The 20,130-nt window shown below is 58.5% G+C and carries 23 protein-coding genes; 13 read left to right on the top strand and 10 right to left on the bottom strand.

Annotation, left to right across the window (positions count from 1 at the left end; genetic code table 11):
- Positions 1-79: 79 nt before the first annotated feature.
- Positions 80-613, top strand: coding sequence for a DUF4199 domain-containing protein (locus DXH95_RS00240; protein ID WP_115547487.1), 534 nt, complete (start codon positions 80-82; stop codon positions 611-613).
- Here DXH95_RS00240 and DXH95_RS00235 read toward each other — a convergent pair.
- Complete coding sequence (locus DXH95_RS00235; protein WP_115547486.1) at positions 610-894, bottom strand: hypothetical protein; 285 nt, start codon at positions 892-894, stop codon at positions 610-612. The two genes, DXH95_RS00240 and DXH95_RS00235, sit on opposite strands and share 4 nt — an antisense overlap.
- 2 nt (positions 895-896) lie before the next feature.
- The gene (trxB, locus tag DXH95_RS00230; RefSeq protein ID WP_115547485.1) at positions 897-1,850 is read right to left on the bottom strand and encodes a thioredoxin-disulfide reductase; all 954 of its coding nucleotides are present in this window, start codon (positions 1,848-1,850) and stop codon (positions 897-899) included.
- Positions 1,851-2,004: 154 nt separating this feature from the next.
- Here trxB and DXH95_RS00225 point away from each other — a divergent pair, with 154 nt between their 5' ends.
- Positions 2,005-2,322 carry a 2Fe-2S iron-sulfur cluster-binding protein gene (locus DXH95_RS00225; protein WP_115547484.1) on the top strand — a complete coding sequence of 106 codons (318 nt, stop codon included), beginning with the start codon at positions 2,005-2,007 and terminating at the stop codon, positions 2,320-2,322.
- Between the two features lies 1 nt (position 2,323).
- On the opposite strand, the gene DXH95_RS00220 is transcribed toward DXH95_RS00225, so the two are convergent.
- Together DXH95_RS00220 and DXH95_RS00215 are read right to left on the bottom strand one after the other, a co-directional pair.
- Complete coding sequence (locus DXH95_RS00220) at positions 2,324-3,589, bottom strand: NupC/NupG family nucleoside CNT transporter (protein ID WP_115547483.1); 1,266 nt, start codon at positions 3,587-3,589, stop codon at positions 2,324-2,326.
- Positions 3,590-3,593: 4 nt separating this feature from the next.
- Positions 3,594-4,394: an NUDIX hydrolase gene (locus tag DXH95_RS00215; RefSeq protein WP_239016490.1), complete on the bottom strand. Its 801-nt coding sequence runs from the start codon at positions 4,392-4,394 to the stop codon at positions 3,594-3,596.
- Between the two features lie 115 nt (positions 4,395-4,509).
- Here DXH95_RS00215 and DXH95_RS00210 point away from each other — a divergent pair, with 115 nt between their 5' ends.
- The 4 genes from DXH95_RS00210 to DXH95_RS00195 all read left to right on the top strand — a co-directional run bounded on the left by DXH95_RS00210 (position 4,510) and on the right by DXH95_RS00195 (position 7,376).
- Positions 4,510-5,079, top strand: a complete 570-nt coding sequence (locus tag DXH95_RS00210) for a sigma-70 family RNA polymerase sigma factor (RefSeq protein ID WP_115547482.1) — start codon at positions 4,510-4,512, stop codon at positions 5,077-5,079.
- A complete protein-coding gene (locus tag DXH95_RS00205) occupies positions 5,076-6,029 on the top strand; it encodes a hypothetical protein (protein WP_115547481.1) in 954 nt (317 codons plus the stop codon). The genes DXH95_RS00210 and DXH95_RS00205 overlap by 4 nt, the downstream gene beginning before the upstream one ends.
- 53 nt (positions 6,030-6,082) lie before the next feature.
- On the top strand, positions 6,083-6,598 hold the full coding sequence (locus tag DXH95_RS00200; protein WP_115547480.1) for a hypothetical protein: 516 nt from the start codon (positions 6,083-6,085) through the stop codon (positions 6,596-6,598).
- 169 nt (positions 6,599-6,767) lie between these two features.
- Positions 6,768-7,376 (top strand): DUF4126 domain-containing protein, encoded by a 609-nt coding sequence (locus tag DXH95_RS00195; RefSeq protein WP_115547479.1) that lies wholly within the window; start codon positions 6,768-6,770, stop codon positions 7,374-7,376.
- Between the two features lie 12 nt (positions 7,377-7,388).
- Here the strand turns inward: DXH95_RS00195 and DXH95_RS00190 are convergent, their stop codons facing one another.
- On the bottom strand, positions 7,389-8,294 hold the full coding sequence (locus tag DXH95_RS00190; RefSeq protein WP_181883516.1) for a murein L,D-transpeptidase catalytic domain-containing protein: 906 nt from the start codon (positions 8,292-8,294) through the stop codon (positions 7,389-7,391).
- Positions 8,295-8,407: 113 nt separating this feature from the next.
- Between DXH95_RS00190 and uvrA the strand changes: the two genes are divergently transcribed.
- From uvrA to DXH95_RS00175, 3 genes are all read left to right on the top strand, one after another.
- Positions 8,408-11,368, top strand: coding sequence for an excinuclease ABC subunit UvrA (gene uvrA, locus DXH95_RS00185; RefSeq protein ID WP_115547477.1), 2,961 nt, complete (start codon positions 8,408-8,410; stop codon positions 11,366-11,368).
- Between the two features lie 267 nt (positions 11,369-11,635).
- Entirely contained in the window at positions 11,636-12,421 is a 786-nt protein-coding gene (locus DXH95_RS00180; protein ID WP_115547476.1) for a hypothetical protein, read from the top strand.
- Positions 12,418-13,578: a hypothetical protein gene (locus DXH95_RS00175; protein ID WP_147291646.1), complete on the top strand. Its 1,161-nt coding sequence runs from the start codon at positions 12,418-12,420 to the stop codon at positions 13,576-13,578. The genes DXH95_RS00180 and DXH95_RS00175 overlap by 4 nt, the downstream gene beginning before the upstream one ends.
- A gap of 70 nt (positions 13,579-13,648) precedes the next feature.
- Here the strand turns inward: DXH95_RS00175 and DXH95_RS00170 are convergent, their stop codons facing one another.
- The gene (locus tag DXH95_RS00170; protein WP_115547474.1) at positions 13,649-14,065 is read right to left on the bottom strand and encodes a GFA family protein; all 417 of its coding nucleotides are present in this window, start codon (positions 14,063-14,065) and stop codon (positions 13,649-13,651) included.
- 97 nt (positions 14,066-14,162) lie between these two features.
- Here DXH95_RS00170 and DXH95_RS00165 point away from each other — a divergent pair, with 97 nt between their 5' ends.
- The gene (locus DXH95_RS00165; RefSeq protein WP_115547473.1) at positions 14,163-14,492 is read left to right on the top strand and encodes a hypothetical protein; all 330 of its coding nucleotides are present in this window, start codon (positions 14,163-14,165) and stop codon (positions 14,490-14,492) included.
- A gap of 204 nt (positions 14,493-14,696) precedes the next feature.
- Here DXH95_RS00165 and DXH95_RS00160 read toward each other — a convergent pair whose 3' ends face one another.
- Positions 14,697-15,131: a hypothetical protein gene (locus DXH95_RS00160; protein WP_147291645.1), complete on the bottom strand. Its 435-nt coding sequence runs from the start codon at positions 15,129-15,131 to the stop codon at positions 14,697-14,699.
- 59 nt (positions 15,132-15,190) lie between these two features.
- Positions 15,191-15,685 carry a nuclear transport factor 2 family protein gene (locus tag DXH95_RS00155; RefSeq protein WP_239016489.1) on the bottom strand — a complete coding sequence of 165 codons (495 nt, stop codon included), beginning with the start codon at positions 15,683-15,685 and terminating at the stop codon, positions 15,191-15,193.
- Positions 15,686-16,074: 389 nt separating this feature from the next.
- On the opposite strand from DXH95_RS00155, the gene DXH95_RS00150 reads away from it, so the two are divergent.
- The gene (locus tag DXH95_RS00150) at positions 16,075-16,812 is read left to right on the top strand and encodes a hypothetical protein (protein ID WP_115547471.1); all 738 of its coding nucleotides are present in this window, start codon (positions 16,075-16,077) and stop codon (positions 16,810-16,812) included.
- Here DXH95_RS00150 and DXH95_RS00145 read toward each other — a convergent pair.
- Entirely contained in the window at positions 16,809-17,807 is a 999-nt protein-coding gene (locus DXH95_RS00145; RefSeq protein ID WP_115547470.1) for an adenosine kinase, read from the bottom strand. The two genes, DXH95_RS00150 and DXH95_RS00145, sit on opposite strands and share 4 nt — an antisense overlap.
- 96 nt (positions 17,808-17,903) lie before the next feature.
- Here DXH95_RS00145 and DXH95_RS00140 point away from each other — a divergent pair, with 96 nt between their 5' ends.
- Positions 17,904-18,575, top strand: a complete 672-nt coding sequence (locus DXH95_RS00140; protein ID WP_181883515.1) for an EI24 domain-containing protein — start codon at positions 17,904-17,906, stop codon at positions 18,573-18,575.
- On the top strand, positions 18,572-18,970 hold the full coding sequence (locus tag DXH95_RS00135) for a hypothetical protein (RefSeq protein ID WP_147291644.1): 399 nt from the start codon (positions 18,572-18,574) through the stop codon (positions 18,968-18,970). Before DXH95_RS00140 ends, DXH95_RS00135 begins: the two co-directional genes overlap by 4 nt.
- On the opposite strand, the gene queG is transcribed toward DXH95_RS00135, so the two are convergent.
- Positions 18,948-20,087, bottom strand: coding sequence for a tRNA epoxyqueuosine(34) reductase QueG (queG, locus tag DXH95_RS00130; RefSeq protein WP_239016488.1), 1,140 nt, complete (start codon positions 20,085-20,087; stop codon positions 18,948-18,950). The genes DXH95_RS00135 and queG overlap by 23 nt on opposite strands.
- Positions 20,088-20,130 lie beyond the last annotated feature (43 nt).

The raw sequence follows: 20,130 nt of genomic DNA, 5'->3' as shown, positions 1-20,130 counted from the left end.
CCAAATCACCCTTTTGGGCGATAGATTGGCGCGCATTGGCGGCTTAGCTCCGACCCGTCCAAATTGAAGGAGATATACAATGGGACGGATTATCGCAGTTTACGGCCTGATCGCCGCAGTCATCGTCATCGCCGGATGGAATATCGGCATGCTGTTCGTCCCAGAAGGCGGCGCGGCAGGCATGGTCGCGGGCTATTTGTCGATGCTGGTGGCGACCAGCTTCGTCTTTGTCGGGATCAAACGGTACCGCGATACCGAACTGGGCGGGGTCATCCGTTTCTGGCCCGCATTCTGGCTTGGCCTCGGCATCGCATCCGTCGCGGCAGTGGCTTATGTCTTCAGCTGGGAAGTCTATATGTGGAAGACCGACTATGCCTTCATGAACGAATATATTGCCGGTTATCTGAAAGACCTGAAGGCATCGGGTGCCTCGGCTGCCGAAATAGCCAAGCAATCGGCGGAAATGCAGGATTTCGCCAAACAATATGAGCAGCCGCTGTTCCGCATGCTGATAACCCTTAGCGAATTTGCGCCGATCGGGCTGCTCGTCCCGCTGGTTTCCGCAGCCTTGCTCCGCAAGAGCAACTTCATGCCTGCAAAGGCGGCAGCCTAACAATAAGCCAATACCACCAACGCCGCCGCGCCGCACCAGACCGCAATTCCGATAAACAACGCCAACCAATCTTGCAGGGTAGGCTTCGGCCTGGTGCCCTGCGGGACCATCCGGCGTGAAGATGGAATACGCACAAAGCCAAGGGTTCCGAGCATAATCGTATAGCGGCCTACGCTATGGAAATAGCGTGCGACATATTTGTTGAAAACGAGCTCGGGTACATTCACTACCGCCCGAAAGGCAAGCTTGGCGGCGAACTCCACCAGCTCGTCAGAGGGCATAGCTAGCCTGCATTCGCATCAATAAACCGCTCGGCATCGAGCGCGGCCATGCAGCCTGTGCCCGCGCTCGTCACCGCCTGGCGGTAGATATGGTCCATCACATCGCCACAGGCGAATACGCCGGGGACGCTGGTTTCGGTCGCCTGACCCTCGGCCCCGCCGCGCACCTTGATATAGCCGCCCGCCATGTCGAGATGGCCTTCGAAAATGCCGGTATTGGGCTTGTGGCCGATGGCGATGAAGACGCCGTGCAGTTCGACATCTTGGGTGCCGCTGCCATCCGTTGCGGCGATCCGCATGCCGGTGACACCCATCGCATCACCAAGCACTTCGTCGAGGGTATGGTTCCACTTGATCGTCACCTTGCCCTCGGCCTCGCGTGCGAACAGGCGGTCCTGCAGAATCTTTTCGGCTTTCAATTTGTCGCGCCGGTGCACCAAAGTCACATGGCTCGCAATATTGGCGAGGTAGAGCGCTTCCTCGACCGCGGTATTGCCACCGCCGATGACCGCAACCGGCTTGTTGCGATAGAAGAAACCGTCGCAGGTCGCACAGGCTGAAACGCCCTTGCCCATGAAGGAGGTTTCACTGGACAGCCCCAGATATTGCGCGCTCGCGCCCGTCGCGATGATCACGGCATCGGCGGTATAATCACCCGCGCCACCGGTCAGCGTGAAGGGCCGCTTCGAGAAATCGACCTTTTCGATAAAGTCATTCTCGATCCGCGTGCCGAAACGTTCGGCGTGCTTTTTCATCCGCTCCATCAGTTCGGGGCCCATCACACCAGCATCGTCGCCCGGCCAGTTGTCGACCTCGGTCGTCGTCATCAACTGCCCGCCCACTTCCACCCCGGTGATGATCATCGGCGTCAAGTTTGCGCGGGCTGCATAGACCGCGGCGGTATAGCCGGCGGGGCCGGAACCGATAATGATGACGGGGGCGTGACGGTCTGACATTTGCGGGAATCCTGTTGCTATTTGAAGCCGGACATAGGGAGCGCATTCGCCAAGGCCAAGGCCGGAGGCGAAACTATCCACAAAAAGAGGCTTCCCTTAACGTAAGGGCGCTTTTATCAGGCCCGCGAAACAGTTTCGAACAGGGGAGTCCCGCATGCCCAAGATTACCGTCATTTCGCGCAACGGATCAGCTCGCGATGTTGAGGCCGAAAACGGCCTGTCGCTGATGGAAGTGATCCGCGACAATGGCTTTGACGAGCTGCTCGCACTATGCGGCGGCTGCTGCAGCTGCGCGACCTGTCACGTCTTTGTCGATGGTGCTTTTGCCGACAAAGTTCCGGCTATGAGCGAGGACGAGAATGACTTGCTCGATTCGACCGACAGCCGCAACGAAAGCTCGCGCCTGTCGTGCCAGATACAGATGAACGACAGCCTCGAGGGCCTTGTCGTCACCATCGCGCCGGAAGATTGATCTAAACCGCCGTCACCAGCCCGATCACCGCGCCGGTCATTGCGGACGCTAGATTTCCGGCAATCCAGCTTTTCATTCCCAGCGCCGCGGCCTCGCCCCGGCGTTCGGGACAGAGCGTCCCGATGGTGGAAACCAGCAGGCCAATGCTCGCCAAATTGGCGACGCCGCACAGCGCATAAGTGACGATCAACTGGCTGCGCGGTCCGAGCTCGCCCGCCGGAAGCGCCGCCAAATCGAGATAAGCGACATATTCGTTGAGGATCGCCTTGGTGCCCATCAGCGCACCTGCCGTCGGCGCTTCGCTCCACGGCACGCCGATTGCCCACATCAGCGGCGCGAACAGCCAGCCGAACATACGCCGCAGCGTCAGCTCCTCACCACCCACCAATGGCAGCACGCTGAGCATCTGGTCGACCAGCGCGACCAGCGCAAAGACGACGATGATCACGCCGATTACCGCGAGGAACAACTGCACCCCATCCATCGTCCCGCGAATGATCGCGTCGATGCTGCTGTCATATTTCAGGCTGGTGTCATCCGGGTCGGTTGCTGTCTTGCCATCCCCGGGCACCATCAACCTCGCGATCAGCACCGCAGCTGGCAGCGAGATCAGCGAGGCGGAGATCATGTGCCCCACCGCATCGGGCACGGTCTTGGACAGCGTAGTTGCATAAAGGATCAGGATTGCACCCGAAATATTGGCCATGGTCAGCACCATGATCATGAACAATTCGCCCCGGCTCATCCGTTCGAAATAGGCACGCAGCACCAAAGGCGCCTCGACCACGCCGAGGAAGATGTTCGCTCCGCCACCAAGGCCGACAACACCGCTGACGCCCAAGGTGCGCTGCAGCGCCCAACTCAGGCCGCGCACAATCCATGACAGGATTTTCCAGTGCCACAGCAGCGCCGATATCGCCGAAAACACGATCACCAGTGGCAATATCTGGAAAGCGATGATCAGCGGCGGTTGGCTGCCCTCGGCTAGCGGGAATGGCAAAGGCGCGCCACCCAGATAGCCGAACATATAGCTCGAACCGACAAGCGTTGCTTTTTCAATAGCCTGCACCGCATGGTTGGCGACGTTGATCGCATCCCAGATCACAGGCACACGCACGATCAGCAGCGCGAGTGCGAGTTGCAGCAAAAACGCTCCACCAATCCAGCGCAAACCGGGAAGCTGCTTCCGATTTTCGGAAAATGCCCATGCCAGGAAAACGATCAGGGCAACGCCCAGCAGCCCCTGGAGCTGTGCAAAAATCGCCAAGCGCCTAGCCGCGGGTCGCCGTGGTCATCGCCTCGGCCACCACCGGATAGCCATGGCCTTCGGGGATGCAGATATGCGGCACGCCATCGCGTTCCTCGACATAAGTGAGCAGCAGCTTCACCGGATAGTCGGCAGCATGGCTGGCGGCATCGTCAAAGCTTTCAAACTGCGCCAGTCGTTCCAGATTGCGCACGGTCGGGAAGATTGCCTTCACCTCTTTGCGGGCAATCTTGTCGAGAATTCCCGGTGCGCTATCCCAGAAAAGCATGCGGTTTTCTGTGTTGTCGACCACCGCCGGCAGATGTGCATCGCCTGCGTCGAGCAGATAGAAGCGGGTATCGAAAACCCGCGTCTCCAGATTCGGCGGGCGCCAGCGGGCCCAGGGCACCAGCTGGTTCAGCTGCGGCGTCCAGCCATTGTCGTCGCAGATTTCCTTGAGGCTCGCCCCGTCGAACAGCGCGGCGCGCGCTTCGGCGCAATCGGCTGCATCAACGACGCCGTCCAGCGCGAGAGCAAGGCCTGCCTCTTCGATGGTCTCCCGGATCACCGCCAGCCGGGCTGCTGCCTCGTGCAGATCCAACCCGTGATCGAGCACCCCGGCATAAGCGCGGTCATGATCGTCAACCTTCCCGCCCGGAAAAACCACCATACCCCCCGCGAAGGCCATCGACTTCACACGCTCAACCATGAGGATCAGCGGCGGGCCGCCTTCCGGATTGTTGCGGAAAATAACCATGGTGGCGGCAGGGGTCGCGGGCGGCATGACTTCGCCGGTGACGGGGTGGATCAATAATTCTTCAGACATCGTCCCCTTTGCAGCATGGAAAGACGCGTCTGCCAAGCTATCATTTTTTCGCGAAGGGTTTTTGTAACCCGCACGTTATAGCATCAATGGCAGTGAAGCTAAGGACCAGATCTGAATGGCAACCACCGCGCAAGCGATAGCGAGCGAAAGTGACGACGCGCTGATGGCGCGTGTCGCCGCGCGTGATGCAGATGCGTTGCGCCTGCTCGCCGATCGCCATGCAGAGATCGCATGGCGTATCGCCTATCGTATGCTGAACGACGCTGCCGAGGCCGAAGATGTGGCCCAAGATGCGTTGCTGCGGCTGTGGCAATATGCCGGGCGCTGGCAGGCGGGCGGCCCCGGCGTAGCGGCGTGGCTGACACGCGTTGCGACCAACGCCTGCCTCGACCGCATCCGACGCCGCCGCTTTGTCGGCGACGATGCAGTCCCCGAACGCGCCGATGAAAGCCCATTGGCCGACGAAGTGATCGAGGAGGATGACGTCCGCAGCGCTGTCGCCGCGTGCATCGAAGCGCTGCCCGACCGGCAACGCGCAGCGATTGTGCTGACTTATTATGAGGAAAGGCAAAACAGGATGGCCGCCGATATATTGGCCATGCAGATCAAGGCGTTTGAATCGCTGCTGTTCCGCGCCCGCGCTTCATTGCGCGATTGCGTCGAAGGGAAGGGAGTAACGGTATGACCGATCCTGCTTTCCCGCCACATGTCGCCGCCGCTCTCGACCGACTGACGGTGCCGCCCTTGCCGCAAGGCTTTGGCGACCGACTGGCCGCCCGCATCGCAGCGGGTGACTTGCCTGTCGAATCTTCTTCAATCACGCCACCACTTGCTCCGGCCCGCCGACGGTTTGGCAGCGCTGGCTGGCGCCGTTCGGGGCGGATTGTCACGGTGGTCGCCGCTTTTGGTATCGCCACCGCAACCGCCGCCGCATCAGGATTTTTCGGCGATCCCGTCTATGTCCCTATGGTAAGCGACGCGCTTGCCAAGGCCAAGCTGGTCGATTTGCCCCAAAAGGATATTCCCAAGCCCAAAGCGAAACCCGCTTTCGTCAGCAAGGAAATGGTTCCGGCTCAACCGGAAACCGAACCCACCCCGAACGGACGCCAGGCAGTGCGCGCTCTCTACCAGCGGCTGCGCACAGTTCCCGATTTTCGGGCGCTGCCAAGGCAGAAACGTTTCGCCATCGCGCGGCAGGAAATCGAGACCATGCTTGAAAAGGGTGAGGTAACACTCCCTGAATTGCGGCGCGCGCTTGCCGAACATCGGCTGCTGCAAAATCCCGCAATCCGGCGCAAAATCGAACGCGAACTTGCGCACCGCGAAATGGCGCAGCGCAAAGAAGTCGCGAGCAGCATAACTGTCGAGGACAAGGCCGCGACTGGGGATCAGCTGAAGCAGCCCCGGATCGATCCAGCCAAGGCGGAAGCGCGGCGCGAAGCATTTCGTCAATTGCCACCCGAACAGCAGGCGCGCGTCCGCGAATTGCGCGAGCAGATGCGGACAGCCGCACCCGCAGAGCGTCGCGCCATCCGCCGCGAATTGCTGGCCATCGTGCAATCAGCGTCAGCGACTTCGCCTGAAGCAGAAAAAATTGCACCCGAAAACGAAGGGAATGGCGACGTCGCGCGTTGACTATCTGAAGGCGGTCAAAAACGGCCTTCAATAGACAGCAAAGGATTTGACCCATGAAAAAGCTGATAGCGTTTACCCTCTCCGCCGCTTTTCTTGCAGGAATCGCACAAGCAGAGCCGCAAACCCGCACCTCGACCTTTGATGGCCCCAAGGCCAGCGGCACGAAAACTTCGGTCCGCGACAAAGAAGCCGGAACCTTCAGTTCGGACAAGATTGTTACCCGCAAAAGCGACGGTGCCACGGCAACCACCGAACGCGATCGCCAGCGTACCGATACCGGCTTCACCGGCAGTGGATCGCGCACCGGCTTCAACGGCAAGACCGCAACCTATGATGTTGAGCGGACCAAGACCGACAATGGCTGGACGGCGACCGGCAGCGGAACCGGGCCCAATGGCGGCGAATACAGCTACACCGGTTCCAAGACCCGCACCGAAAACGGTTTCACTGCAAACCGTTCAGCTTCGCGCAATAGTTCCGAAATCTATAACCGCACCGACACGGTTTCGCGGTCGAACGGCAATGTGACCCGCGACACCAGTGTTACCCGCAAACAGCGCAAACGCTGAGGCGGGACACTCTCTCCCTTCCCCCTTGGCCGTCCCGCTGTCCATCACACACCCGGCGGGGCGGCCAGCCTGTTTGTCCTGACTGTAAACATTGTGTGGCGACGCTTGCCACAACCCACGCACACTGGCACCATCACGACATCCGCACCGTAACTCGGGGAGAAGCTGGATGGGTATCGTCGAATTGCTGGGCCTGGCCGCCAGTGTCAGCCTTTTATCGGGGTGGAGGCTTTACCTCACCGTCTTTGCAACCGGCCTGGCGATGTATTTCGGCGTCGTCGACCTTCCCGAAAATCTGAAGATGCTCAATGCGCTCGCCAACCCGTGGGTGATCGGCATTGCAGGACTTGGCGCGATTGCGGAGTTTTTCGCCGACAAGGTGGCCTGGCTCGATTCGATCTGGGATGGCCTCAACACGCTAATCCGGCCCTTGGGTGGAGCGATGCTGGCGCTGGCCGTGGTCGATGCCGGTGATCCGGTCTGGCAGGTCATCGTCTTCCTGCTGGGTGGCGGGGCAGCGCTCGCGAGTCACGCGACCAAAGCAACGACGCGCGCGGCGGTGAACACCAGCCCGGAACCGGTGAGCAACATCATTCTCTCGACTGCCGAAGATGTCGTGACTGGTGGACTGCTGGCGCTTGCTTTCGCCAATCCGGTGATCGCAGCGATCATTGCGCTGGTCCTGCTCGCACTCACCATCTGGGGGCTGTTCGCGGCAAAGCGCATGTTGCAGAAACTGTTTGCGCCTCAACCTGACCCTACTCCCCCACAGGGGTAAGGGCCAAACAGCTTATTCCGTTCCGGTCCCCTGACGGAACAAGACCTGCTGGAAAGCGGATTGGGCTGGCGCAGATTGCACCGGTACAGGCTTGCCGCGTTGTTCCATGCCTTGCTTCCCGAGCCCGGCAAAGAGGAAGCCACCATCACGCAACCGGTCGTACAGCCAGTCGCGCCGGTGCGGTTCGACAACGAAGCAGCCTTCGCTCGTCCCCGGCTTGCCGCCGCGTGCCGACATCAGGCTATAGTTGAAATAGCGCCGCCGCTCCGCTGCATAGCTGTGCACGACAATGTCGCGCTCACGCATCGCGCTGTTGGAGGGATCAAGGCCGTCGAGCCGCAGTGAAAGTCCATTGCGCCCGCGATACAACTCCCCTCCGCGCGCCGCGCCTAACGACGACATCCAGCTTTCATAAACATTGCCGAAGGCGTCGGCATAGCCATCATCATCGGGATCCGAGCCGATGCCATGCGCGACCACCACCGGGCTATCTAGCCCCTGCCCGCTTTCAAGATCGACCACATAGAGCCGCGGGTCCGCACTGCGCTTGGCGAAATCGACGACCACCATCATCGAAGGCCCGCTGCCGCTGCCCCACAGGCAGACATGTTTTTCATAGCTCGCCAGCGTTTCGTCGAGCAGCGAGCGGTCTAGCCGGTGTTGCGGTGTAGCCAGACCCTCCGGATGCTCGGCCGAATAGACAGACAGCAGTTTCGCCTTGGCTTCCTGAAAGCCGGTGCAAGAGAAACGCTTGAATGCGGGGCCGGCGGGTTGGGCGGTGATCAGGGTCGCATCGCCGGTGCCGGGGGCGAAGACAATCTCGGATTGCGCGACAGCAGGTGCAGCCAATGAGACGATGCCGAGCATCGCGCACAAAGCGTTTCGATACGCTGCGAATCTGCCCCCAGGTCGCTGCATGATGTTCAATTTACAGCAAAAGCGCTGGGTTGCAAAACCCCTCATCCACCGCCATCTCGTTTTGGAACAGCGCGACTCTTGCGCTTAGCGAACAAATCTGGAACAAGCGGTCTATGAGCCTCACCCACATCAGCGTGCGCGGTGCGCGCGAGCATAATCTCAAAGGCATCGATATCGATCTGCCGCGCGACAAGCTGATCGTGATCACCGGCCTGTCGGGTTCGGGCAAGTCAAGCCTCGCTTTTGACACTATCTATGCCGAGGGGCAGCGGCGCTATGTGGAGAGCCTCTCCGCTTATGCGCGGCAATTCCTCGAGATGATGCAGAAGCCCGATGTCGAGCATATCGAGGGGCTTTCCCCGGCGATTTCGATCGAGCAGAAGACCACCAGCCGCAACCCGCGTTCCACCGTCGCGACCGTCACTGAAATTTACGACTATATGCGCCTGTTGTGGGCGCGCGTCGGGGTGCCTTATTCGCCCGCCACCGGCCTGCCGATCACCGCGCAGACGGTGACGCAGATGGTCGACCGCGTGATGCAGTTGCCCGAGGGCACGCGCGCCTATCTGCTCGCCCCCGTGGTGCGCGGGCGCAAGGGCGAGTATCGCAAGGAGCTGCTCGAATGGCAGAAAGCGGGCTATACCCGCGTGCGCATCGACGGCGAATTCTATCCGATCGAGGAAGCCCCCGCGCTCGACAAGAAGTACAAGCATGACATCGAGGTCGTGGTTGACCGCATCGTCGTGAAAGACGGCATCCAGACGCGGCTGGCCGATAGTTTTGAGCAGGCGCTAAAGCTGGCCGAGGGGCTGGCCTTTGTCGATCTTGCCGATGGCACGGTGGCGGAGGCAATGGGCGGTGCGGATAGCGTGCCAACGGCGTTCGGCGAGGCACGGGCGACCTTTACCCCAGCGCCCAGCAATGTGACCGGCGGGGCGATGAAAGGCACCGGCCTGCCGCCCAACCGCATCGTGTTCAGCGAAAAATTCGCCTGCCCGGTCAGCGGCTTCACCATCGCCGAAATCGAGCCGCGGCTGTTCAGCTTCAACGCGCCGCAGGGCGCCTGCCCCGATTGCGACGGGCTGGGCGAGCGGCTGGAATTTGATCCGCAGCTGGTCGTCCCCAATGAGGCGCTGTCGCTCAAACAGGGCGCGGTCGTGCCCTGGGCGAAATCGAACCCGCCCAGCCCCTATTACATGCAGGTGCTGAGTTCGCTCGCCAAAGCCTATGATTTCGAGCTCACCACCCCGTGGAACAAGCTCCAGCCCGACCAACGCCTCATCATCCTCCACGGCACCGGCGGCATGCCGGTTGAGCTGACCTTTCAGGATGGCCGCAAAAGCTACACCGTCAAAAAGGCGTTTGAAGGCGTGATCGGCAACCTCAACCGCCGCATGTTGCAGACAGACAGCGCGTGGATGCGTGAGGAGCTGGGCAAGTTCCAGACCAGCCAGCCCTGCGAAACCTGCCACGGTGCGCGCCTGAAGCCGGAGGCTCTGAGCGTCAAGATCGCGGGCACCAACATCTCCGAACCCACGCGGATGAGCGTGGCGGACGCGCTGGTCTGGTTCAGCACTATCGACGCGCAGCTCACCCCCACCCAGTCGCAAATCGCCAAGGCGATCCTGAAGGAAATCAACGAGCGGCTTGGCTTCCTCAACAATGTCGGGCTCGATTATCTCAACCTCGATCGCACCAGCGGCACGTTGAGCGGCGGGGAGAGCCAGCGCATCCGCCTCGCCTCGCAAATCGGCTCGGGCCTGTCGGGCGTGCTCTATGTGCTCGATGAACCCAGCATCGGCCTGCACCAGAAGGATAATGACCGGCTGCTCGCGACCCTCCAAAGGCTCCGCGACCTCGGCAACACCGTGATCGTCGTCGAGCATGACGAGGATGCCATCCGCACCGCCGACTGGATCGTCGATCTCGGCCCGGGTGCTGGCGTCCATGGCGGCACGGTGATGGCGGAGGGGACGCTGGAGACGATCCTGAAGGCCAAATCGCTCACCGCCGATTACCTCAACGGCACCCGCGAAATCGCGGTTCCGAAGAAGCGGCGCAAGGGCAATGGCAAGAAACTGACGCTGCACGGCGCGCGGGCGAACAACCTCAAAAATGTCACCGCGAGCATCCCGCTTGGCACATTTTGCTGCATCACCGGCGTATCGGGATCGGGCAAGTCGAGCTTCACCATCGACACGCTCTACGCCGCCGCGGCGCGTTCCTTGAACGGCGCGCGGGTGATCGCGGGCGCGCATGACAAGGTGACCGGCCTCGAACATTGCGACAAGGTGATCGACATCGACCAGTCGCCCATCGGCCGCACCCCGCGCAGCAACCCCGCCACCTATACCGGCGCCTTCACCAATATCCGCGATTGGTTCGCCGGCCTGCCCGAATCCGAAGCGCGCGGTTACAAGCCCGGCCGCTTTTCGTTCAACGTCAAGGGCGGGCGGTGTGAGACCTGCAGCGGCGACGGCCTGATCAAGATCGAGATGCACTTCCTGCCCGACGTCTATGTGACGTGCGAGGAATGCCACGGCAAACGCTACAACCGCGAAACGCTGGAGGTGAAGTGGAAGGGGCTGTCGATCGCCGACGTGCTCGACATGACGGTCGAGGACGCGGTCGAGGTCTTCAAGGCCGTCCCCCCGATCCGCGACAAGATGGCGATGCTGGCAGAGGTCGGCCTCGGCTATGTCAAGGTCGGGCAGCAGGCAACGACGCTGTCAGGCGGCGAGGCGCAGCGCGTGAAGCTCGCCAAGGAATTGTCGCGGCGCTCGACGGGGCAGACGCTCTACATATTGGACGAGCCCACCACCGGCCTGCATTTCGAGGATGTGCGCAAACTATTGGAGGTGCTCCACCGGCTGGTCGAGCAAGGCAATAGCGTAGTGGTGATCGAGCATAACCTCGATGTCATCAAGACCGCTGACTGGATTATCGACCTTGGGCCCGAGGGGGGCGTTAAGGGCGGGGAGATTGTGGCGGAGGGCGTTCCCGAAGAGGTTGCGAAGAACCCGAGGTCATATACTGGGCATTATCTCAAGCCCTTGCTCGAAAGAGGAAAGTGAGCCGGGAACAGAGGATGTGGTCGGGCCATTAGGCGACCAGAGGTCAACGTGGCTGCCAGTTATACGGGCATTGTTTGAAGTCATTGCTTTAGCATGCTGCATACAACGTCGAAGACACAGGAGAAACGAATGCGTGGGGGAGCCAGCGAGGGTTGCCAGAGCAGTTAAAACAATTGACTGATGTTGACGTAACATAGGGACAACCATTTTTTGTTGCCCGCCTCAAGATTTAACGTCAGTATGATTGAATCCTTGATGGAGCTGTAGATGACGTTCGACAATGCGCTAAGCCGCTTTCTTAGTAAAAATACTGTCAGAAAGTCGGCTGAAATGCCGGTATTTCATTCTACTAGCGCTTACTCCGCTCGACGCATTTTATTCGATAATGTGATCAATCCTCAGTCATGTAATGTTTTTCAGAATGAAAAGCTAACATACTTATTTTATGGAAGGCCGTCATATAAAAGGGAAAGCCGATCGCAGATCACAAAGTATTGGCAGCTTCCGGCAGTTTTTCTATTTGACTACAAAGTATCTCGCTACAAAAGGATATTTCCTTTTGATACGGGTGCCTTCGAGAACGGTATTTATCCAGAATTCTTTGGAATGATGCCGCGAAACGAATACGATACAGGTTCAATGCCTGACTCCCCAAGTCGCCTTGTTTCTTCGTTCTTCGTTGATTGTGAAAGATTTTTTAAATTAAGCCCAAGAGATAAAAAGGATTTTGATTCTAGATTTGAAACAACTGCGGTCGACGAAGAGATTCATGCTTTATACGAGCTGATTGTTAGCTATTCCGAAAAAATTGATGACCGTAGATTTTCAATAGAGTTACAAACAGAGCATGAGATTCATTTGTCTGATGGCGCATGCAAAGCACTCATAATACCAGAAGAGTACTTAGAGAGTGATGAATTAGTTGATAAATGTGACAAAATGGGAATAGAAGTACTGTCATATCCATCTTTTCCTCTTAAACAGGAAATGTATTATTACCATATATATAATATTATTTTTGAACTTTATAAAGAATGGGGCATAGCTCGGTGAGCATTTCGAGCTCCTTTAAATGTGTAGGCTATATATCTATTACTACAAGTAAGAACGGAGTTCTTTATCCTATTTTTCACCATGGCAGTATTAATTGGCCCTTCGTTCAAGAAATTGATATAAACGGGAAAATTACATCCTTCATTGAATTTTTTGATACCGACAAGTTTGTTTTTATACCCTCACTCCGCAGCTGGTTTTGCCGGGAAGGCGACTACAGTCGATACGCCTATTACGACTCCGCTGGTACACTTTGCGAGACTTCGTATGAGGAAATAGGTCCGGCGATCAGAACCGGAGAGTTGGCGTTGAATGACGAACGACTTCCGCTGCTTACTCGGCTTACGCTTGCGCGTCTTGGGAACGCTCAAGAATCTTTGCTTGCAGAACTTCATGAAAGCTATCTGCGTAACTGCGGACTGCCTGATCGCTCGGTTACCAAGCTTACAAGATCAGATACGCGAGCACGCCGTTCGAATGACATATGGTGGGAACAAATAAGAGCTGCCGAATTTGGCGAAGGATTTGTCGCTGAAAGCTTTAAGGATACACCAACTGAAGAAATTTTCGAATGGCTTTTTGAATACCCCGTTGATGAAGAATGGAAACGAGTATTTTTAGTACTTGCTCGTAGGGTTATGTTTGACGATAGAATTTTTGATTTGTTAACAAAATTTCTTGGAGAATCTCATAACTTTACGGATTTTTCACATATTGATAAATTGATTGTAGGGCGCTTGATCGAGTTATATAGCTACTCTGATAGTGACAATAATGATATCGCCGACATACTGTACGATGAACTTATGAATGGAAGTATTTTTTACCTATGCGGAACTGTTGAACCTAGAGTCATATTGAAATACTTGGACAAGATAACAAAGAAAAAAGATGAAGAAGGAGACTTGATGCAAATCATAGACTCTGTCATCGATTACTTATCATCTGATACATCTAATGTTTTGATATTCATGGATCTTTTTTGGTTTATCGTTGATAGCAATCAACTATTGGTTGAATATCCATCATTTTCATACTATGAGGGTGCTACACGTCTAGATCGGCTGATCGCAGAGTATCAGTTCAACCCTAGATTCCAACTTAACCTATCGAAAGACGGGAAATTGTTCTTCGATGAAATGATTCTCGACGAATAACATATCGTCGCGACCTTTATGCCGGTGCTAAAATTCTCGACTACCGAATTAGCGAAGCACCTTACCCCCCCTACAAATCCACCGCCTCGCGCACATAGCCCCACTCGCCGGTGCCATCCCATGCCCGGCCATAGGGATAGTGCAGCTTCACCCCCGATAGCGCCGCGCGGTCGAACAGGCGCATGTTGACGCCCATGCGGTCATTCGCGACGCCGCTCTTTTCCAGAAAGGCCTCGCTCAAGGCAAAATGCGTGGTACAGCCGCAGCGGGGGCAGAAATGCACCTCGACCGCTGGAACCTCCCGATCTACGCGACCATAGCCCCGCGTCTCCCCCGTCACCACCACTTCGCCTGGGTCATAATAGCCCCACCATGCGCCGTGGCTGTCACACAGGCTGCAATTGCATTCGAAAATAAAGTCTGGCGCCCGCGCAATCTGCACATGCACCGCGCCGCAATGGCAGGTGGCGGTTAGAGGGTCGGTCATCGGGCGATTTTAGCGAAGCCGCCCCATTTGTCATGCCCCTTCAAATCCCCACACCCCTCCCCATATCGGCAGCAACCAACCAGAGGAGTTGCCCCAGATGCGTTTTGCCGCCCTTTCGCTTGCCCCGATTGCCCTTCTCGCGCTTTCTGCCTGTGGCGAAGGCGGGGCTCTGGACGAGAATGTGAAATCGACCATGCGCCAGTCGCTGGTTTCCAGCTGCGCCGCGACCGCCGAGGGGCAAGTGCCCGAAGGGATCAATGTTGACCTCAACAAGGTCTGCGATTGCGCCGCCGACAAGTTCATGGCGGGCAAGAGCGTGCAAGACCTGATCAGCAACCCGCCCACCAGCATGGAAGACCTGGCCCCGATCAAGGAATGCCTGAAGGAAATCGGCCCCGTAACGGTCGCTCCTCCGCCGGAGGGGTAGAGCCGCCGCAAGGGGACTGTCCCAAGCGCTAGCGCCGTGGACTGTCCCCGACAGGTCGCCCACTGGCTTTCAGGGACAGTCCACTGCACCCGGACATATCCGGGCTTGGGACAGTCCGCAAAAGCCGTATCCCTTACCCAGCTTCGACTAGCCGCTATCAGCGGTAAGTCTGCGCAACCCTCTCCCAATGGGAGAGGGGCTGGCTCAACCGATAAAGCTGCGCGCCTTGGCTATAGTCTCGGCCAGCCCGGCGCGCATTTCCTCCCACACGGCGCGTTCGTCCGCCGCGTCTTCGGGCAGCGTGCCCTCAATCAGGTCGATCCCCGCCCACAGCATGCCTTCATACCAGCCAGCCTCGACCTTCAGCGTTTCCTGATGATGCGGCACCGAATCATAGAGGATGATGCGGATCTCCTCCGGCCGTTCGAACCAGGTCATCAGGCAATAAAGGACGTTGCCGACCATCTCCGCCTCCAGCAGCGCACGCTTGCCGAGGCCGTGATGCTCAAAGCTCGCCTCCGCCGCCGGATGAGCGGCGTAAAAGCGCGCCATCAGCGGCGCGGTGATATCGCCAATCGCCTCCGCCGCACGCTCCAGCCCGCGTTCAACCAGCGCCAGCTTGGCCTGCCTGTCCTGCATCTGCATCCTCCCTTTTGCACGGTGTTGCACAGGCGGTGCTGCGGGCGAATTGATATTGGTCAAGGAACCGGTTTGTGCCCGTAGCTGAGCACACGGTGCAGTTTCCATCGGCCTTCCGCCCATTGCCACACCATCGCAAAGCCCGCCCTGCCGACCAGCTTTTCCGGGCCGTCGCCCTTTCGTTCGTAGAACAGATGCTCCCCCGCTTCCATCGCGCCAAAGCCGGGGACGGGATCGACATGCAGGCTTGCCGTGACCAGCTCCCGCCGGCTGCGCCACGCATCGGGGGCCTTTTTCGCTTCGCAATTGGTGGCATATTCAGCGACAAATTGCGCGCCCGACGTCGCGACAAGCCCGCCCTTGTCATGATAGAATTCGAGGGTATCGGTCACCATCGTCCGCAATTTCTCAGGATCGCAGCCGGTGAAGAATAACGCGAACAGCTCGCTGTCGGCGGACTGGACTGACGCCGCCAGCTCGGCCCCGTCGGGCATCGTCGCCGGAGTGGAGCCCGCGAGGAGCAGGGCGGGAAGCAAGGCGGATGCGAGAAACATGGTCGAGACCTTTCTGTATTATATATATAATACAGCTTGGCGGTGCAAGGTCAAGCAAGGCACTGTCCTACATGGCGCTTTTCTGCTTGGGTAGCGCGATGGAAACAGGCCGCTGCCCCTACCCTCGCCTCTCTGTTCACACCGCCAGTTATCGGTGGCGCTAAAGTGACACAGGTGACAATCGGCCCCCACCCTTCCGGTGTACTATGTCACTTTAGGGCCATTTGCCTTATTCGCTTTGCCGCACGCCTGCCCCTATCCACCGTTATAGGCCAAATGGGCGATTCACAGGCCGTCACAGATATGTAACAAGCTGTCTCAAGGCGGGACACCGCAGAAAAATCCCAGCCTTTCGGGTCGCACCGAACATAATTCCGGGGGGAAGGGGTATGGCGACAACAGCCAATGCAACGGGCGCAGAGGCCCAAGATGCCGAGCGTCGTTTCTATGGGCGCATGGCGATTGCTATCATCATCGCCATTTTCATCGGCTTTGCGCCGAGTTTCTATCTTTTCCAGACGGTCAGCTATCCGCGGCCCAACCCGTCGCTGACGCCTCTCGTCATGGCGCATGGCATCGCGCTGACCGGATGGTTGGCGATATTCTATACGCAGATCCGGCTGGTTGCAGCAAAGCGGCGCGATATCCACCGGCAGCTGGGCGTGTGGGGATTTGCCCTCGCGGTGATCATCATTCCTTTATCCTATCTGACCGCGACCCACGCAATCGCGCGCGGCACCCATCCGCCGATTATCGACGCCGAAAGCTGGTCGGTGGTGCCGCTGATGGCGCTGCCGCCGATGATCCTGATGCTTATCATGGGCTGGCGCAACCGCATGGACCCGCAGGCGCACAAGCGTTTCATGCTGCTCTTCACGCTGATGATGGTTGAACCCGGCGTCGGCCGCTGGCCGATCTTCCCGCCGGTGATGGTGGGACATGCGGTGAGCGGGCTGGTCGCTTTCGCCTTCGTCATCCCGCTGATCCTGTGGGACCGGAAGACGATAGGCGGCCTGCACTGGGCCACCAAATGGGGGCTGGGCGCGCTGATCTTCGGCTATTTCGTGCGCTATCCGATCTGGGCGCTTGGCTTCTGGCCCGATGTCGTGCGGGTCTTGCCTTATTAGGAACCGAGCCGCTTGGCGACGAGCTTGCGGATATCCGCCTCAGGCCGCGCGCCATAATGGCTGATGACTTCAGCGGCGCAAACGGCACCCATCGTAAGGCAATCCTCAAGGCTGCGGCCCTCCGCCAGCCCGGCAAAAACGCCCGCCGCGAACAGATCGCCCGCGCCGGTGGTATCAACCACACGTTCGACTTTTTCTGCGCCAACGCGCGCATGTTCGTCGCCACGATGCGCCTCTGCGCCCGCCGCACCATGTGTGCACACAAGCATCGGAACGCGCGCCGCCAGCGCTGCAACGGCCGCCTCGGTATCCTCGGTCTGCATCATCGCGCGCACTTCGGTGTCGTTGGCAAATAGCAAGTCAAGCGAACCATCATCCATCAGCGCGAAGAATTCATCGCGATGGCCATCGACAACAAAGGCGTCGGACAGCGTCAGCGCAACCTTGCGCCCGGCCTTTTTGGCAATGGCAATCGCACCCGTCATCGCCGCACGCGATTCAGGCGCGTTCCACAAATAGCCTTCGAGATACAGCCAGGCGGAAGCTTCGATCTTCGATTTGTCGATCGCGGTTTCGGGCAGGAACTGCGCTGCACCAAGGAAGGTGTTCATCGTCCGCTGCGCATCAGGAGTGACTAGGATCAGGCAGCGCGCCGTCGGCGGTTGGCCTGGGCGGGCTGGCACGTCAAAGTCGATTCCGGTTGCGCGGATGTCATGTGCGAAAACGTCACCGAGCTGGTCGTGCGCCACCTGCCCGATAAACGCCGTCTTGTGGCCAAGCCTTGAAAGCCCCGCCAGCGTATTGGCCGCACTGCCGCCACTGATCTCGCGACCGGGGCCCATTGCATCATACAGCGTCTGCGCGCGCTCCGCATCGATCAGAGTCATCCCGCCCTTGTTGAGATTTTGCGCGGTAATGAAGGCATCGTCGGCGTCTGAAATCACGTCGACAATCGCATTGCCGATGGCCAGCACGTCGTAGCGAGTTTGCGTCATTTACACTTCCTGCAAAGAGTTTGGCGCGCCCTAATGCGGCTTGCACAAAAGGGCAAGTGGCTTGCATGTGTAATACACCCGCACTATCTAGGTGGAATGTTCAGAGCCATCTCGCTCGGCTTCGCCAGTCTTTCGGACAAAGGCATCATGGGCATCCTCGCACGGGTGATGCTGCTCACTCTGCTGTCCTTCGTCTTTTTGGGCATCGGCCTGTGGTTTTCGATAGACTGGCTGTTCCATGCCCTCGGCTATGCCGATGATGGCGGGTTGAGCGCCGTCGCAGCCATCGCGGTGCTGCTGATCGGCGGGTTGGTGTTGTTCCGAATGATCGCGATTGCCATCACCTGGGTCTTCTCCGACGACATCATCGATATCATCGAAGCAAAGCATTATCCTTTCGAGGCCGCGCGCGGCAAGCGGCCGAGCAATTGGCAGTCGGCACGGATGGGTATGCGCTCGGCCATGCGCGCGCTCGGATATAATCTGTTGGCGCTGCCATTCTATCTGGTGCTGCTGATTACCGGCATCGGTGCGCCGCTAGTGTTTCTTGGCGTCAATGCCCTGCTGCTCGGGCGCGATCTGGAGGATATGCTGGTCGCACGTCACGGGCATCATATGGCCGCTTTCGGCAAGGGTGAGCGACTGATGCTTGGCTTGGCTGGTGCCGCAGGCATGATGGTTCCGCTATTGCAGTTTGTTGTCCCAGTTGTCGCCACCGCGTCTGCCGTGCATATGGCGCATGGAAAATTCAGGGTGACAAACAAGTGAAGAGATTTGCCTCGGTCGCAATTGCTACAATGATGCTGACGGCTTGCGGCGCTGCCAGCGCCGAACCCAAACGTCCGCAAAGCGCACCCGTGCCGCTGGACAAACCCGCCGCGACTTCACCGACAGCGCGAACGGCATCATCCTCAAAGGGGCTCGACGCCGTTATGGGCAAGGACATGGGAACGCTGGTCCGCATGTTCGGTCCGCCGCGCCTTGATATTATCGAGGTGCAGGGGCGCAAACTGCAGTTCAGCGGTCGCGCCTGCATCCTCGATGCCTATCTCTATCCCGACGGCAAGAATGGCGCGGAGATTGTAACCCATGTCGATGCGCGGCGCAGCGACGGGGCCGAAGTGGACCGCGCGCAATGTGTCAACGCGCTGATGGCACGCTGACCTCCCACTCCAAAAGCGCTGCTTCATCTGACTCAAATTTGAGTCGCGCACACTTTTCTGCCGAAAATTGAACTTCATCCAATTGCGCGATCGCCCAAATGGCTGCGCCGCGTACCAGCGAACTGGCATCGTCGAGCAACTGCACCAGCGGCGAGACAAGGGCGATATCGCCACTGTTGCCGGCCGCAATTGCGGCATTACGGACAAAGCGATCCCGCCCGGTCCGCTTGATTGGGGTCCCTGCAAACAGTTGCCGGAATTGACTGTCATCGAGCGCGAGCAACCGAGCCAATGGCAGATCCGACAATTCCGTCCGCTGCGCCAACGCTTTGTGCACCGAAGCGGTTTGGGCAAATTTGTTCCAGGGGCAAGCGGCCAGACAATCATCGCAGCCATAGATATGGTTCCCCATCGCACGGCGGAATTCGTGCGGGATTGGCCCTTTGTGCTCGATCGTCAGATAGGAAATACAGCGGCGTGCGTCGACACGATAGGGTGCAGGAAAAGCATCTGTCGGACAGGCAGTCTGGCAAGCAGTACATGATCCACAGCGGTTGCGCCCTGCAACATCAGGCTCCAACTCTGCAGTTGTGTATATCGTACCCAACAACAACCAGCTGCCATGTTCGCGGCTGACGAGGTTGCTGTGCTTGCCCTGCCAACCCAGCCCGGCTGCCTCGGCGAGGGTCTTTTCCAGCACCGGTGCCGTATCGACAAATACCTTCACTTCGCTGCCCGTTTGGTGGACGAACCATTGCGCCAGCCGCTTGAGCGCGCCTTTAACGACATCATGATAATCTTTGCGCTGGGCATAGACCGAAATGCGGCCCAGCTCCGGCTGCGCCTCAAGAGCCATAGGGTCGGTTTCAGGCGCATAGCTCATGCCGAGCATGATGACTGACTGCACTTCTGGCCATAGGCCGTCAGGGCTCGATCTCTGGTCGACGCGATCGGCCATCCAGAGCATATCGCCATTTCGACCTTCATTAAGCCACTGACGCAATCGGTCGCCCGCTTCAGGTGCGAGATAACCAGGAGCCACGCGGCAATCGGCAAAACCCTCAGCCCTCGCCTTTTCCTTCAGGGCGTTAACCAAATTTGTCTTGTGTCTTTTCACGCGCTGTCCCTATTCGGGTGTCGGATAACTTTGGGGCGATTTA

The sequence above is a fragment of the Sphingorhabdus pulchriflava genome (assembly GCF_003367235.1).
In the GTDB taxonomy this organism is placed as follows: Bacteria; Pseudomonadota; Alphaproteobacteria; order Sphingomonadales; family Sphingomonadaceae; genus Sphingorhabdus_B; species Sphingorhabdus_B pulchriflava.
The sequence above is the reverse complement of the archived record's forward strand: the minus strand, read 5'-3'. Positions and strand labels throughout refer to the sequence as shown.

What these genes read in the sequence shown, in the direction of transcription:
- DXH95_RS00240 (WP_115547487.1), top strand. Translation starts at nt 80, where the DNA reads ATGGGACGGATTATCGCAGTTTACGGCCTGATCGCCGCAGTCATCGTC.
- DXH95_RS00235 (WP_115547486.1), bottom strand. Translation starts at nt 894, where the DNA reads ATGCCCTCTGACGAGCTGGTGGAGTTCGCCGCCAAGCTTGCCTTTCGG.
- trxB (WP_115547485.1), bottom strand. Translation starts at nt 1,850, where the DNA reads ATGTCAGACCGTCACGCCCCCGTCATCATTATCGGTTCCGGCCCCGCC.
- DXH95_RS00225 (WP_115547484.1), top strand. Translation starts at nt 2,005, where the DNA reads ATGCCCAAGATTACCGTCATTTCGCGCAACGGATCAGCTCGCGATGTT.
- DXH95_RS00215 (WP_239016490.1), bottom strand. Translation starts at nt 4,394, where the DNA reads ATGTCTGAAGAATTATTGATCCACCCCGTCACCGGCGAAGTCATGCCG.
- DXH95_RS00210 (WP_115547482.1), top strand. Translation starts at nt 4,510, where the DNA reads ATGGCAACCACCGCGCAAGCGATAGCGAGCGAAAGTGACGACGCGCTG.
- DXH95_RS00205 (WP_115547481.1), top strand. Translation starts at nt 5,076, where the DNA reads ATGACCGATCCTGCTTTCCCGCCACATGTCGCCGCCGCTCTCGACCGA.
- DXH95_RS00200 (WP_115547480.1), top strand. Translation starts at nt 6,083, where the DNA reads ATGAAAAAGCTGATAGCGTTTACCCTCTCCGCCGCTTTTCTTGCAGGA.
- DXH95_RS00195 (WP_115547479.1), top strand. Translation starts at nt 6,768, where the DNA reads ATGGGTATCGTCGAATTGCTGGGCCTGGCCGCCAGTGTCAGCCTTTTA.
- DXH95_RS00190 (WP_181883516.1), bottom strand. Translation starts at nt 8,294, where the DNA reads ATGCAGCGACCTGGGGGCAGATTCGCAGCGTATCGAAACGCTTTGTGC.
- uvrA (WP_115547477.1), top strand. Translation starts at nt 8,408, where the DNA reads ATGAGCCTCACCCACATCAGCGTGCGCGGTGCGCGCGAGCATAATCTC.
- DXH95_RS00180 (WP_115547476.1), top strand. Translation starts at nt 11,636, where the DNA reads ATGACGTTCGACAATGCGCTAAGCCGCTTTCTTAGTAAAAATACTGTC.
- DXH95_RS00170 (WP_115547474.1), bottom strand. Translation starts at nt 14,065, where the DNA reads ATGACCGACCCTCTAACCGCCACCTGCCATTGCGGCGCGGTGCATGTG.
- DXH95_RS00165 (WP_115547473.1), top strand. Translation starts at nt 14,163, where the DNA reads ATGCGTTTTGCCGCCCTTTCGCTTGCCCCGATTGCCCTTCTCGCGCTT.
- DXH95_RS00160 (WP_147291645.1), bottom strand. Translation starts at nt 15,131, where the DNA reads ATGCAGGACAGGCAGGCCAAGCTGGCGCTGGTTGAACGCGGGCTGGAG.
- DXH95_RS00155 (WP_239016489.1), bottom strand. Translation starts at nt 15,685, where the DNA reads ATGTTTCTCGCATCCGCCTTGCTTCCCGCCCTGCTCCTCGCGGGCTCC.
- DXH95_RS00150 (WP_115547471.1), top strand. Translation starts at nt 16,075, where the DNA reads ATGGCGACAACAGCCAATGCAACGGGCGCAGAGGCCCAAGATGCCGAG.
- DXH95_RS00145 (WP_115547470.1), bottom strand. Translation starts at nt 17,807, where the DNA reads ATGACGCAAACTCGCTACGACGTGCTGGCCATCGGCAATGCGATTGTC.
- DXH95_RS00140 (WP_181883515.1), top strand. Translation starts at nt 17,904, where the DNA reads ATGTTCAGAGCCATCTCGCTCGGCTTCGCCAGTCTTTCGGACAAAGGC.